Below are 12,235 nucleotides of genomic sequence, written 5' to 3'. Positions count from 1 at the left end.
TCGCGCGTTGCTGAGCATCCGCCCGCAGAGGCGGCCAGGGCGTTGTGGATAACTCGGGAGGCGAGACGACGATTGTTGCGAGGATGCACGGGTGATCCTTCCGGCCGTCCTCGTCTCCGAACGCGTGCGCCAGCGTCTGCGCAGCGAGGGGACCGACCCGGCGCTCGACGGCGACGCGGCGCGGTTGCTCGCGGTCGCCGAAGTCCGACGGTTCAACGACGTGGCGCTTGCGCGCGGCGAGGCGATGATCGATGACGAGGCCGCGTGCGTGCGCGACGTGCTGGCTGCCGTCAGCGGATTCGGCATCCTGCAGCCGCTGCTGGACGACCCCGACATCGAGGAGATCTGGGTGAACGGCCCCGAGAGCGTCCACATCGCACGGAACGGCATCGCGGAGTCGATCGAGCTGCACCTGACGGATGCGACGCTGCGCGACCTCGTCGAGCGGATGCTGCAGGCGACAGGGCGTCGGGTCGACATCAGCCAGCCGTTCGTCGACGCATCGCTGCCGGACGGGTCGCGCCTGCACGTCGCGATCGCCGACATCGTGCGCGGCTCGTGGGCGGTCAACATCCGCAAGTTCCTGCCCAGGTACCGCTCTCTCGAGTCGCTCGTCGCGAAGGGGATGCTGCCGCATCACGTGGCGGAGATGCTGCGACAGGCGATGCGCGACGGAGACAGCGTGGTCGTGTCGGGAGCGACGCACGCGGGCAAGACCACCTTTCTCGGTGCGCTGCTCGCGTCGTGCGCCGAGACCCAGCGGATCGTCACCGTCGAGGAGACCTTCGAGTTGGCGGTCGACGGCCCTGACGTCGTCTCGCTGCAGGGGAGGCAGACGGGGCTCGAGGGCACCGGCGAGATCACGCTCCGCAGGCTCGTCAAGGAGGCATTGCGCATGAGGCCGGATCGACTGGTCGTGGGAGAGGTGCGTGACGCCGAGGCGCTGGACCTCGTCCTGGCACTCAACACCGGTGTGCCGGGAGCGGCCACTGTGCACGCGAACTCCGCGCAGGAGGCACTCGACAAGCTCGCGCTGCTTCCGCTGCTGGCCGGACGCAACATCGACCGGTCGTTCATCGCCCCGGCCATCGCCGGGGCCGTCGATCTCGTCGTGCACTGCACGCGGGATGCCGCAGGAGTCCGACGGATCGCCGAGGTGATCGCGCCGACCGGAGCGGTGATCGACGGCCGCATCCTCGCGCGATCCCTCTACGCGCGCGACGACCAGGCATCCGCCCCTTCCGCGCAGTGGCGGCGCAACGGTGTGGACGCATGACGGTACTGCTCGGTGCGGTGCTCGCCGCGGGGATGCTCCTGTCCGCCGCGCCGTGGCTCTGGCCGCCCCGTCCTCCGTCGTCGCACGAGGCGCGACACGGCCCTCTTGCGCGGTCTCTCGCAGAAGCCGGGCTCGGCGCGGTGCGCCCCCGGTCGCTCATCGCGGTCATGCTGGCCGCGGCCCTCTGCGCAGGGTCCGCGGTGTGGCTGCTGGCCCCCATCCCTGTGCTGGCCGCGCTCGCGTTCGGCGCCGGGGGCATCGGGCCGGTGGTCGTGCTGCGGTCCCGCCGGCTGAGACTCCGCCGGGCGCGTCGCCAGGTCTGGCCGGATGTGTGCGATCTGCTGATCGCCTCGATCCGCGTCGGGCTGTCGCTCCCTGACGCGGTGGCCAGCCTCGCCGAATCGTCTCCCGCGATGATGCGTCCCGCATTCATCGACTTCGCCAGAGACCTCCGCGCGACCGGTCGGTTCGAGTCGAGTCTGGATCGCCTCAAGAACGCCCTGGCCGACCCGATCGCCGATCGGATCGTCGAGACCTTGCGAATGGCTCGTCAAGTGGGCGGCACCGAACTCGGGAGCGTACTGCGTGCTCTCTCGACCTCGGTGCGCGCAGACGCTGCCCTGCGCGGCGAGGTCGAGGCGCGACAATCGTGGATCCGTGGCGCCGCGGTCCTCGGTGCGATCGCGCCGTGGGTGATCCTGGGCCTGCTCGTCATGCGGCCTGAAGGGGCCGAGGCGTACAGCACGCCGGAGGGAATGGGCGTCATCTGCGTCGGGGCGCTCGTCTCCGTCTTCGCTTACCGCGTCATGATCCGGATCGGGCGATTGTCAGAACCCGGGCGGTGGTTCGGATGAGTCCGGTCTCTGCGCTCTCGTTCTCGCTGCTCCTCGGGGGAGGCCTGGCCGGGGGCCTGTTGTGCATCCTCTGCGCGCTTCCGCGCTGGGCAGCGACTCCGCTGGCGCTCAGGATCGCTCCGTACGTGCGCGACGTCGTCTCCGACACCCAGCTGCCACCCGGAGCACTGCCCGCGGTTCGTATGCTCCCCGTCGGCAGCAGGGCGATCTGGAGCCGTCTGCACTCGACCTGGGAGCAGGTTCTCGGAGGGAGAGCACTGCTGGAGCGGCGACTCGCGCAGGCTGGGAGCGAGCTCGGCGCGGTGACGTTCCGCGGTCGCCAGCTCGGATGGACCGTCGTCGGTATCGGCGCGGGCGCCGCCGCCGTCATCATCCTCGTTCTGACGGGGCGGATGATCGCGCCGGTGTCGCTGTTGCCTGTTCTCAGCGGAGTGGGGGCCGCCGTCGCTTACGACATGCAGCTCACTGCACGCGTGGGCATCCGCAGGAGCCGACTCACCGACGAGCTCCCCACCACGCTCGAGTTCCTCGCGCTCTGTCTCTCGGCCGGAGAAGGGTTCCTCGACTCTCTCCGCCGCGTCGCCGATGTGGGATCGGGCGCTCTCACGGTCGAGTTCCGCGGAGTCGTGATCGCCGTCAGCACGGGGTCCTCGCTCGCTGAGGCGCTCGCCGAGTTGGCGACCCGGTTGCAGCTCCCGGGGCTGTCCAGAGCCGTCGACCAGGTGATCGCCGCACTCGAACACGGCGCGCCGCTCGCAGCAGTCCTGCACGCTCAGGCCGGCGATGCCCGTGAAGACGCGAAGCGGGTGCTGATCGAACAGGCGGGACGCAAGGAGATCCTGATGCTCCTGCCGCTGGTGTTCCTCATCCTTCCCCTGTCCGTGCTCTTCGCGATCTACCCCGGACTGTTCATCCTGCGACTCGGCATCGGCTGAGCGCCCAACGAAAGGACGATCCCATGAACCTTCTCCGACGCCGATGGGGTGCCACGGCAGCGTGGGCACGAGAGCTCTATCAAGATGAGCGCGGCGACGTGCCGGGCTGGGTTCTCGTCACACTCATGACGGCGGGACTCGTCGTCCTGATCTGGGCGGTCGCCGGTCCTGCGCTCAGTGAGCTGTTCCAGCAAGCCATCGCGCGCGTGTCGGGGATCTGATCGGTGACCGGCGGGAGACGCGCCGTGATGGCGAGTGACGCACCCCGCGCGTTCGCCGGCGACCGCGGTTCGAGCCCGGTCGAGTTCGTCCTCGTCGGCGGTCTCCTCACCGTGCTCACCCTCGCGGTGATGCAGCTGGCGCTCGCCGTCTACGTGCGGAACGTCGTGCACGACGCTGCGGTGGAGGGCGCGTATGTCGCGGCGCTCGCAGACGCGGATCCGGCCGACGGTGTGGACCGCGCACGCGAGGTGATCACTCGTGCCGTCGGGGCGCTCTACGCCGAAGACGTCGTCGTGGTGCAGGAGCAGGTCCTCGGTGCGCAGATGGTGAAGGTCGCCGTCACTGCACCTCTCCCGGTGATGGGCCTTTTGGGACTGCCCCACGCGCTGACCGTGGAGGCAGATGCGCCGAAAGAGACGTTCGGCAATGGATGACGAGGGGTCGGCCGCGCTCGAGTTCATCGCTGTGGGAGTGATCCTGCTCGTGCCCCTGGTGTATCTGATCATCGCCCTGGGCGCCATTCAGGAGCAGACTCTCGGCGTCGAGGCGGCGGCTCGTCACACAGCACGCGCGATCGCTCTGGCGCCGGACCCTGACACGGCGGAGGCTCGGGGCGAGCGGGTCCTCACGAGCGTGATCGAGCAGTACGGCCTGGACGACGCGACACTGGAGATGTCGACGGAGTGCCCCGGGACGGACGGAGAGTGTCCACAGCCGGGGGCGACCATCGTGCTCACCGTCACCGCCCGCGTCTCCCTCCCGCTGATCCCTGCGATCCTCGGGCTGCAGGAGGCGGCAGCGGTCACGGTACAGGGGTCGGCCGTGCAGAAGGTCTCACGGACCTGGGGGGCGAGGTGAGCAAAGAGATCCGGGGGAGCGAAGAAGGAAGCGTGCTGCTGCTGACGCTCGGGTATGCCGTGCTGGCGCTCGCTCTGACCTTCGTGTGCGTGTGTGCGACCGATCTCTACATCGCTCAGAAGCGACTCGACTCGCTCGCCGATTCCGCAGCGCTCGCCGGGGCGGACGGATTCGTCCTCACCGTCGACGGCGACGAGCCGCTCGCCCGACTCACGGACGACAGGGTCGGAGAGCAGGCGGAAGCCGTGATCGATGCCGCTCCACAGGCGGCGTCGCTCGTGTCCGCGAGCGCTCCCGAAGGGACATCTGCGCGGGTGTCGGTCGCGGCATGGTGGCATCCCCCTCTTCTCTCACTGTTCCTGCCGGACGGGATCGAGCTGCGGTCGACGGGCACCAGTCGCACTGCCGTGCAGTGAGCGATCCCACGCGCTCGGGGTCGGCGACTGCGGCCCTCTCAGACGGTCACGGCGCGTGCGAGCATCTCGCGAACGCGTGCGGAGAACCCTTCAGGGACATTCGCCGGAAGCGAGTCGACGGGCCACCACCGCACGTCGCCCGACTCGCTGCTCACGGTGAGGGGCGCGTCCGTCGGCGCCGTCACGACGACGCCGACATCGAGGTGCGACGCGCAGCGCCCGAATGCCGCAGACAGGGCGTGATGATCGAGGTCGTACACGAGCGATGCTCCGGGGTGCTCCGCAGCGATCCCGGTCTCCTCTTCGAGTTCGCGGAGAGCCGCGTCGACGACTGAGGTGTCGTCTTCGAGATGGCCTCCCGGCTGCACCCAGAATCCGCCCTTGCCGTGGAAGACCAGCGCGATCCTCGTCAGAGCGGGGTCGAAGACGAACGCTGACGCCGTGGCGTGAGCCGGGCCGTCGTCGCGGCCGATAGGGCCTGCATCATCGGCGAAGTGTCGCGCGAAGTCCCTCAGCGCCCTGTCGTCGCGAGACGATCGAGGGCTGAACTCCATGACCAGTCGGCGCATGTCCGCGCCCAGAACCGTCATTCCTTCTCCTTCGCCCTCGGCACGAAGCGGGGGATCCACCGCACGAACCCCGCTGCCCCGAGAAGTCCGATCACGCCCATCGCCGCTGCGGCGAACGGCAGGGAGGCGACGGCGACGATACCCGACACCAGGAGCGGGGCGATCGCACCTCCCGTATCGGTGAGGGTCCGCCAGGAGCCGAGGAAGGCCGCCGGGTCTCGCTGAGGGGCGACGTCGGCCCCCAAGGTCAGCAGGATGCCGCTCGAGAGGCCGTTTCCTACTCCGAGCATCGCGGCGAACATGCCGAACCACAGCACGGCGGCATCGAGGTCGTGCGTCAGAGAGAGGGCGAGGAACCCGGCACCCATGAGGAGCATGGCGGGCATCGCGGCCCAGAGCCTGCCGAAGCGGTCCATCACCTGGCCGCTCGCGTAGAACAGCGCGAAGTCGATCGCCCCCGAGACGCCGACCACGAGCGCGATCGTCGAAGAGTCGAGGCCGAGCGAGAGTCCCCAGAGCGGCAGGACGACCTGGCGTGCCGAGCGCACAGCGGACAGCGATGCCGCGGCGATCCCCAATCGCCCGAGAACGCTCCGTTGCAACCACATGGTGCGGAAGACTCCTGCGCGCTCAGCGACGGGGATCGATCCGGAGACGACTTCGCCGGAATCCTCCGACAGTGCCGCCGTGCGAATCGGACTCGCCCTCGGGATGGTCTTCTCGGGATCAGGTCCGAAGAGCACGAGCAGCACCATCACGACGAGGCAGCCGAGGAAGAACCAGATCGCGGCGGTTTCGGAACCGAACAACTGCAGCAGCCCCGCAGCGACGAACGGCCCGATGAAGACACCGAGGCGGAAGCTGCCGCCCAGCAGCGAGAGCGCGCGAGCACGGAAGGCGAGCGGGACCCTGGTCGTCATGAAGGCATGGCGCGCGAGGCCGAAGGCCGCGGCGCAGAACCCCAGGAGGAAGACGGATGCCGCGAGCACGGTCAGCGACGGGGCGAAGACCATGCCCACACCCGCCGCGATCGCGACGGTTCCGGCGATGACCATGGTGAACCGCTCACCGATGCGCGACACCGCCCACCCGGCGGGCACGTTGCCGCACAGCTGGCCGATGACCAGCGCCGAGGCCACGAGCGCGGCGAACGCCACGTCGGCACCCATCTCGGACGCGATGACCGGGATGAGCGGGATGACGGCACCCTCGCCGAGCGAGAAGAGCACGGTGGGCAGGTACACCATGGGTCCGAATCGCCTGAGGACCGTGGAAGCATTGCTCACTCACTTCACGCTACTCCGTCGCCGCGCGGGCCAGAGGCGAAGCAGGGTCCCCGCCCGCGCAGGCGGCACGTTAGGCTGGACGCGACATGCTCGAACTCGATCTCTCCGCCGACATCCAGGCCCTGCGACTCACCTACGGTGACATCCGCGAGGTCATCGATGTCGAGACCCTCCGCTCCGACATCGCGCGCCTCAGCGAGGAAGCCGGCGTGCCGGACCTCTGGGACGACCCCGAACGCGCCCAGAAGGTGACCAGCGCTCTGAGCCACCGCCAGTCGGCACTCGCTCGCGTCGAAGGCATCGGGCGTCGTCTCGACGACCTCGAGGTCCTGGTCGATCTTGCGAACGAGATGGGTGATGAGGACTCGGCCGCCGAAGCACGCGCCGAGCTCAACGCGCTCACCGAGATCATCAATCAGCTCGAGGTCCAGACGCTGATGGACGGAGAGTACGACGAGCGCTCCGCCATCGTCACGATCCGTTCGGGTGCAGGCGGCGATGACGCCACCGACTTCGCCGAGATGCTCATGCGCATGTACCTGCGCTGGGCCGAGCGCCACAAGTACCCCGTGAAGGTCCTCGACACCTCCTACGCCGAAGGCGCCGGCATCAAGTCGGCGACTTTCGAGATCGACGCCCCCTACGCCTTCGGCACCGTGTCGGTCGAGGCAGGAACGCACCGCCTCGCCCGCATCAGCCCCTTCGGGTCGGCTGACAAGCGCCAGACGTCGTTCGCCGCCGTCGAGGTCATCCCTCTGATGGAAGAGGCGACCGAGGTCGACATCCCCGAGAACGACATCCGGGTCGACGTCTTCCGCTCGTCAGGTCCTGGCGGGCAGTCGGTCAACACCACCGACTCCGCCGTGCGACTGACACACCTCCCCACCGGCATCGTCGTCTCGATGCAGAACGAGAAGTCGCAGATCCAGAACCGCGCCGCCGCCATGCGCGTTCTCCAGACCCGACTGCTGCTGCTGCAGAAGGAGGAGGAGGCTGCGAAGAAGAAGGAGCTCGCCGGTAACATCACCGCGAGCTGGGGCGACCAGATGCGCTCGTACTTCCTCTACGGCCAGCAGCTGGTGAAGGACCTGCGCACCGGACACGAGTCGGGCAACCCGGCTGCCGTGTTCGACGGCGACCTCGACGGCTTCATCTCAGCAGGCATCCGCTGGCGCAAGCGCAAAGAGGAGGACTGATCCCCGTCGCTCAGCGGGCCGATCCCCGGAACGACTCCGTCACCTCGCCGTTGCTGTAGGCGATGCACTGGATGGTTCGGTCCTTGAGTCGGTTCCATGATGCCTCGGTGGGCACGAACCAGTAGTTGTCGAGTTCGGAGTCCGCGTACGGGATGCCGATGTAATCGGCGAAAGCCGCATCGCAGCGTTCCGTCGCCAGAGTCTGCAGAGCTTCGTCACCGGGGAAATCGCCATCGGTCGCGTCGAAGATGTAATAGACCTCGTCGGTATGGGGCTGGTCGCACGCCACGACAGGAAGCTCGGACACCTCGTCGCCCCATTCCATGAACGGGATGCACTGACCCACGGCCAGTTCGTCGAAGGTGACGGTCTGTGCACCCGGGGGAGGGGTGGAGATCGTCGAGGGGGAGGGCGCGGGCGTCGGCTCTTGCGAGGGCGATGGAGACGGCTCGCCCGTCGTCACGGACGAGGGCTCGCCGCGAGGCTCGGTCGCAGTCGTACTCAGCGTGAGCAACGCCACGGCTACGGCCAGGACTGCGCCCAGGATGCCGAGAGCGACCCCGACGATCCCCGGCCACTTCGCGCCCGGGAGGAAGATCGAGACGAGCGACGCCACGACGCCGACCGCCAGAAGGATCCAGCCGACGGGGGCGATGACCGGGACGCACGAGAGAACGACGCCCGCGGCCGTCAACGACAGACCGATGATGCCGAGCACGGAGATCCGGGCCTTCGCCGCCGCAGACGGATCGGACGAGCCCGGCATACCCCCGCCGGTCGCTGGGCCCGGGTAGGGGCCGGGCGCACCGGGAGAGACGCCCGCAGACGCTCCGCCGATCGTCACGTTCGCTGCGGGTGCCGCAGGATTCGCGGCGACGTAGGGAGGCTCGAATGTCGGACGCGGATCCGACGCCGTCTGCGAGGGCGGTGTCGGCGTGGAGACCGGTGCCGGAGTCACCGCGGCCGGGGGCGCCTGCATCGTGTGCTCGGTCCAGCCGGCCCCGTCCCACCAGCGCAACCGTCCGGAACCGTCTTCGTACCAGCCTGCGGGTGTCGTCATCATCGACTCCGTTCCGTGTGGAGCGATCCGCCGGCTCAGCCGGCGGTCGGGGTGATCGAGATCCGCGCGATCTCCCGCAGGGCCTCGTCGGTGATCACGAAGAGGTACGACTCGCTCTCGGCGACGTCGAAAGTGATCGGCCCGCTCGTCGTCTGTCCGGGATCGAGCAGCTCATTGGGGGCTCCCGTGACGAAGAGGTCGAGATCGCCCTCGGTGCCGTCCGCCGCCTGGAGCGATGTGAAGAGGGGGTTCGCGGGAGTCACGCCGTCGATGCCCGTCCATGTCGTCTCGATCGTCAGGTACCCGCCGTTCGTCGGGGGGACACCCGTGCCGACGTCCGTCGTCCAGGTCGCCTCGGTGACGGTGACCTCTCCGCTTCCGCCGAGGAAGCGGAGAGTCACGGTGTCGCCGATCGTTCCCACTTCCACCTGTACTGTCTCGTCGCTGTCATCGGCATCGGCGCTCGGCGACGGAGCGGGTGTCGTGTCGGACTCGCTCGACGGTGGCGGAGTGGGCAGGTCCCGGATCGCCTCGGAGACAGCGGCGATCGCGAAGAAGAAGCTCAGGATGACGGCGAGAATGCCGCCCACGATCGACACGATGAGGCCCGTGATACCGGGCCACTTCCTGCCCTTGAGGAAGAGCGAGATCAGCGACGCGAAGAAGCCGCCGACCAGCATCAGCCAGCCGATCAGGGCGATCCACGTGAGCGGGATGCACGCGAGCACCGTGCCGAGTGCCGCGAGGCCGAGGCCGACGAGCCCGAGCACCGAGAGCCCCGCCGGTCCGGAGGGCGCCGACGGCGCTGCGACCGGATAAGCGCCGGGCGCTCCGTATGCGGGAGCAGCGCCCGGATACGGTGAACCGGCGTAGCCCGGCGCGCTTCCGGGGGAGGCGGCCTCCGCGCCGGGAGATGTCGGAGTCGCACCGGGGTAGGCGGGAGCGGCGTAGCCGGGTGCGGAGTAGGCGGGAGGGGAGTAGGCGGGAGGGGAGTAGGCGGGAGGCTCCGGTGCGGTGTTCGCGTACGGCGGCACAGGTCCGGCGGGTGCGGACGTCTCGGACGCCGGCGCCCCATCTGTCGACGGATCGTCTGTCGACGGTACGTCGACAGACGGGCTGTCTGTCGACGGGCTGTCTTCCGGACCGGATGCACCCTCCGACGAAGGTGCGTCCCACGTGGCGCCGACCTCGACCGCGGCGACGGACTGGATCGCGTCGTGCGTCTCGGCGGATGCCGCCGACTCGGACGCGGCGTTCTCCTCGGCTGTCCCCACGTCGGATGAGGCGTCGTCGGTGACGGGGGCATCGACAGCGGGGGCGAAATGCTCCGTCCACTGCGCGCCGTCCCACCAGCGCTGCCGGCCGGATCCATCGTCGTACCAACCTGCAGGCGTGGTCATCGCATCCCCCTCGGAGTCGTCGTCCACGCTGGGGCGTGGATCCGCACCTCCATGTATAGCAGTGGGGTCTGACGTGGAAGCCGTCGGCGGGGTGTCGCTCGCGACCAGAGGAACCCGCGCGCTTACGCTCGTAAAGTCATGATTCGGTTCGAGAACGTCACGAAACGCTATCGCGGGACCTCCAGGCCCGCACTGTCCGGCGTCGATTTCGAGGTCCAACGGGGCGAGTTCGTCTTCCTCGTCGGGGCATCGGGGTCGGGGAAGTCGTCATGTCTGCGACTCATCCTGCGCGAGGACGTGCCAAGTACCGGTCGCGTCGCCGTGCTGGGACGCGACCTGCGGTCGCTGGCGAACCGGAAGGTCCCGTACTTCCGTCGCCACATCGGCTCGGTCTTCCAGGACTTCCGCCTGCTGCCGTCCAAGACCGTGTACCAGAACGTCGCGTTCACGCTCCAGGTGACGGGCTCGTCGCGCGGCTTCATCCAGCAGGCCGTGCCCGAGGCGCTCGCGCTCGTCGGACTCGACGGCAAGCAGAAGCGGATGCCGCACGAGCTCTCCGGCGGAGAGCAGCAGCGCGTCGCCATCGCCCGCGCGCTCGTCAACAGGCCTCAGGTGCTCCTCGCGGATGAGCCGACCGGAAACCTCGACCCTGCCACGTCCGTCGACATCATGCAGCTGCTCGCCCGCATCAACGCCGGCGGTACGACCGTGCTCATGGCCACCCACGAAGCGGCGTTCGTCGATCAGATGCAGCGCCGTGTCATCGAGCTGCGCGACGGCGAGATGGTGCGCGATGAGGTGCACGGCGGTTATGGCGACACATCGAACATCCCGCGACTTGTGCCCGAAGAGGTTCGCGGTGCAGCCGCGGCCGCGGCGCTCACGGCCGTGCAGGAGGTGCAGCGTCAGACCGCCGATCTGTCGGTGGTGCGCGCAGCACTCGCCGAGGAGCTCCATGCGCAGCGCCGGGCGGAGTCGCCCGCTGCCGACGCCGTGCCGACCGCATCCGAGACGCCCGAAGCGCAGGCTGCGCCCATCGAGCCCAGGATCGAGGATGCAGAGCCTGTCGCGCCGACTCCGGTCGCCTCTCGCACGCATCCGATAGTGGTCCCGCAGGTCGACGTCGCAGAGCTGGGAGTCGCCGATCGTCTCGGCCTCTCGGACGACGGCGCAGAGGAAGTGGGGCCGACCTCATGAGAATCGGTCTCATCCTCACCGAGGCTCTCGTCGGTCTTCGGCGCAACATCTCGATGGTCATCTCCGTCGTGCTCGTGACGTTCGTGTCTCTGACGTTCGTCGGCGCGGCCATCCTGATGCAGGCGCAGATCGGCACCATGCGCGGCTACTGGACGGAGCGTGCGCAGGTCGCCGTGTACATGTGCAGCGACATCTCCGAGTCGCCGACGTGCATCGACGGCGGCGCGTCGGAGGACCAGGTGGATGCCGTGCGCAGTCAGCTCGAGGGCGAGGCGCTGGCCCCGCTCATCAGCGAGGTGACCTTCGACTCCAAGGAAGACACCTACGCGAAGCTCGTCGACCAGCTCGGCGAGGACCAGGCGAACCTCATCAGCGCCGATCAGGCCTTCGAGGTCTTCTTCGTGACGATGAAGGACCCCGGCCAATCTCAGGTCATCTCCGAGGCCTTCAACGGCGTCACCGGTGTCGAGCAGGTGCAGGACCAGCTGCAGTACCTCGAGCCGCTGTTCTCCGCACTCACCGTCGCGACGTACATCGCCGTCGGGGTCGCCGTGCTCATGCTCATCGCCGCGATCCTCCTGATCGGCACGACCATCCGGCTCTCGGCGTATGCACGGCGCAAGGAGATCGGGATCATGCGCCTCGTGGGAGCGTCGAACCGCTTCATCCAGACGCCTTTCGTGCTCGAGGGCGTGTTCGCGGCATTCCTCGGGTCGGTTCTCGCCAGCGCAGCTGTGGTCGCCGGCGTGCATTTCGGAGTCGAAGGGTACTTGCGCGGCCGTGTGCCGTTCATCACCACCTGGATCTCGATGAGTGACGCCGCGCTCGTGGTTCCGGTACTGATCGGGATCGGAGTCGTACTCGCCGCGCTCTCCGCAGGCTTCGCGATCCGCCGCTGGCTTCGCACCTGACTGGGCGCCGCTCGTGCTGTCGCGGGACGCATCCGGGCTCAGGTATATACTGAAA

The 12,235-nt window shown here is 68.6% G+C and carries 14 protein-coding genes; 10 read left to right on the top strand and 4 right to left on the bottom strand.

Annotated features, from left to right (window positions below; translation table 11 throughout):
• The first annotated feature begins 91 nt into the window (after positions 1–91).
• Genes AC3WS6_RS13450 through AC3WS6_RS13420 form a run of 7 tightly spaced genes read left to right on the top strand, consistent with a single transcriptional unit; the run spans position 92 to position 4,561 of the window.
• Entirely contained in the window at positions 92–1,276 is a 1,185-nt protein-coding gene (locus tag AC3WS6_RS13450) for a TadA family conjugal transfer-associated ATPase (protein WP_492501548.1), read from the top strand.
• Positions 1,273–2,130 (top strand): type II secretion system F family protein, encoded by an 858-nt coding sequence (locus AC3WS6_RS13445; RefSeq protein ID WP_492501547.1) that lies wholly within the window; start codon positions 1,273–1,275, stop codon positions 2,128–2,130. Before AC3WS6_RS13450 ends, AC3WS6_RS13445 begins: the two co-directional genes overlap by 4 nt.
• Entirely contained in the window at positions 2,127–3,065 is a 939-nt protein-coding gene (locus AC3WS6_RS13440; protein ID WP_492501546.1) for a type II secretion system F family protein, read from the top strand. The genes AC3WS6_RS13445 and AC3WS6_RS13440 overlap by 4 nt, the downstream gene beginning before the upstream one ends.
• 23 nt (positions 3,066–3,088) lie before the next feature.
• Complete coding sequence (locus tag AC3WS6_RS13435) at positions 3,089–3,286, top strand: hypothetical protein (RefSeq protein WP_492501545.1); 198 nt, start codon at positions 3,089–3,091, stop codon at positions 3,284–3,286.
• A 27-nt stretch (positions 3,287–3,313) separates the two neighbouring features.
• The gene (locus tag AC3WS6_RS13430; protein ID WP_492501544.1) at positions 3,314–3,721 is read left to right on the top strand and encodes a TadE family protein; all 408 of its coding nucleotides are present in this window, start codon (positions 3,314–3,316) and stop codon (positions 3,719–3,721) included.
• A complete protein-coding gene (locus AC3WS6_RS13425) occupies positions 3,714–4,145 on the top strand; it encodes a TadE/TadG family type IV pilus assembly protein (RefSeq protein ID WP_492501543.1) in 432 nt (143 codons plus the stop codon). Before AC3WS6_RS13430 ends, AC3WS6_RS13425 begins: the two co-directional genes overlap by 8 nt.
• Entirely contained in the window at positions 4,142–4,561 is a 420-nt protein-coding gene (locus tag AC3WS6_RS13420) for a pilus assembly protein TadG-related protein (RefSeq protein WP_492501542.1), read from the top strand. Before AC3WS6_RS13425 ends, AC3WS6_RS13420 begins: the two co-directional genes overlap by 4 nt.
• Positions 4,562–4,599: 38 nt before the next feature.
• On the opposite strand, the gene AC3WS6_RS13415 is transcribed toward AC3WS6_RS13420, so the two are convergent.
• Entirely contained in the window at positions 4,600–5,151 is a 552-nt protein-coding gene (locus tag AC3WS6_RS13415) for an NUDIX hydrolase (protein WP_492501541.1), read from the bottom strand.
• Positions 5,148–6,377 (bottom strand): MFS transporter, encoded by a 1,230-nt coding sequence (locus AC3WS6_RS13410; RefSeq protein ID WP_492502311.1) that lies wholly within the window; start codon positions 6,375–6,377, stop codon positions 5,148–5,150. Before AC3WS6_RS13410 ends, AC3WS6_RS13415 begins: the two co-directional genes overlap by 4 nt.
• Positions 6,378–6,502: 125 nt before the next feature.
• On the opposite strand from AC3WS6_RS13410, the gene prfB reads away from it, so the two are divergent.
• The gene (gene prfB / locus AC3WS6_RS13405; protein WP_492501540.1) at positions 6,503–7,612 is read left to right on the top strand and encodes a peptide chain release factor 2; all 1,110 of its coding nucleotides are present in this window, start codon (positions 6,503–6,505) and stop codon (positions 7,610–7,612) included.
• 10 nt (positions 7,613–7,622) lie between these two features.
• Here the strand turns inward: prfB and AC3WS6_RS13400 are convergent, their stop codons facing one another.
• Both AC3WS6_RS13400 and AC3WS6_RS13395 read right to left on the bottom strand, forming a co-directional pair.
• Positions 7,623–8,672 (bottom strand): DUF2510 domain-containing protein, encoded by a 1,050-nt coding sequence (locus AC3WS6_RS13400; protein WP_492501539.1) that lies wholly within the window; start codon positions 8,670–8,672, stop codon positions 7,623–7,625.
• A gap of 35 nt (positions 8,673–8,707) precedes the next feature.
• Positions 8,708–10,072: a DUF2510 domain-containing protein gene (locus AC3WS6_RS13395; RefSeq protein WP_492501538.1), complete on the bottom strand. Its 1,365-nt coding sequence runs from the start codon at positions 10,070–10,072 to the stop codon at positions 8,708–8,710.
• A gap of 138 nt (positions 10,073–10,210) precedes the next feature.
• Between AC3WS6_RS13395 and ftsE the strand changes: the two genes are divergently transcribed.
• Positions 10,211–11,269 (top strand): cell division ATP-binding protein FtsE, encoded by a 1,059-nt coding sequence (gene ftsE / locus AC3WS6_RS13390; protein ID WP_492501537.1) that lies wholly within the window; start codon positions 10,211–10,213, stop codon positions 11,267–11,269.
• Positions 11,266–12,180 (top strand): permease-like cell division protein FtsX, encoded by a 915-nt coding sequence (gene ftsX, locus AC3WS6_RS13385; RefSeq protein ID WP_492501536.1) that lies wholly within the window; start codon positions 11,266–11,268, stop codon positions 12,178–12,180. The genes ftsE and ftsX overlap by 4 nt, the downstream gene beginning before the upstream one ends.
• Positions 12,181–12,235: the final 55 nt, after the last annotated feature.

This window comes from Microbacterium sp. EB106-03-03-XG65, from assembly GCF_058791955.1.
This window is presented reverse-complemented; position numbering and strand designations above follow the sequence as displayed.

What these genes read in the sequence shown, in the direction of transcription:
- AC3WS6_RS13400 (WP_492501539.1), bottom strand. Translation starts at nt 8,672, where the DNA reads ATGACGACACCCGCAGGCTGGTACGAAGACGGTTCCGGACGGTTGCGC.
- AC3WS6_RS13445 (WP_492501547.1), top strand. Translation starts at nt 1,273, where the DNA reads ATGACGGTACTGCTCGGTGCGGTGCTCGCCGCGGGGATGCTCCTGTCC.
- AC3WS6_RS13425 (WP_492501543.1), top strand. Translation starts at nt 3,714, where the DNA reads ATGGATGACGAGGGGTCGGCCGCGCTCGAGTTCATCGCTGTGGGAGTG.
- ftsE (WP_492501537.1), top strand. Translation starts at nt 10,211, where the DNA reads ATGATTCGGTTCGAGAACGTCACGAAACGCTATCGCGGGACCTCCAGG.
- AC3WS6_RS13435 (WP_492501545.1), top strand. Translation starts at nt 3,089, where the DNA reads ATGAACCTTCTCCGACGCCGATGGGGTGCCACGGCAGCGTGGGCACGA.
- AC3WS6_RS13415 (WP_492501541.1), bottom strand. Translation starts at nt 5,151, where the DNA reads ATGACGGTTCTGGGCGCGGACATGCGCCGACTGGTCATGGAGTTCAGC.
- prfB (WP_492501540.1), top strand. Translation starts at nt 6,503, where the DNA reads ATGCTCGAACTCGATCTCTCCGCCGACATCCAGGCCCTGCGACTCACC.
- AC3WS6_RS13430 (WP_492501544.1), top strand. Translation starts at nt 3,314, where the DNA reads ATGGCGAGTGACGCACCCCGCGCGTTCGCCGGCGACCGCGGTTCGAGC.
- AC3WS6_RS13410 (WP_492502311.1), bottom strand. Translation starts at nt 6,377, where the DNA reads ATGGTGTACCTGCCCACCGTGCTCTTCTCGCTCGGCGAGGGTGCCGTC.
- ftsX (WP_492501536.1), top strand. Translation starts at nt 11,266, where the DNA reads ATGAGAATCGGTCTCATCCTCACCGAGGCTCTCGTCGGTCTTCGGCGC.
- AC3WS6_RS13395 (WP_492501538.1), bottom strand. Translation starts at nt 10,072, where the DNA reads ATGACCACGCCTGCAGGTTGGTACGACGATGGATCCGGCCGGCAGCGC.
- AC3WS6_RS13440 (WP_492501546.1), top strand. Translation starts at nt 2,127, where the DNA reads ATGAGTCCGGTCTCTGCGCTCTCGTTCTCGCTGCTCCTCGGGGGAGGC.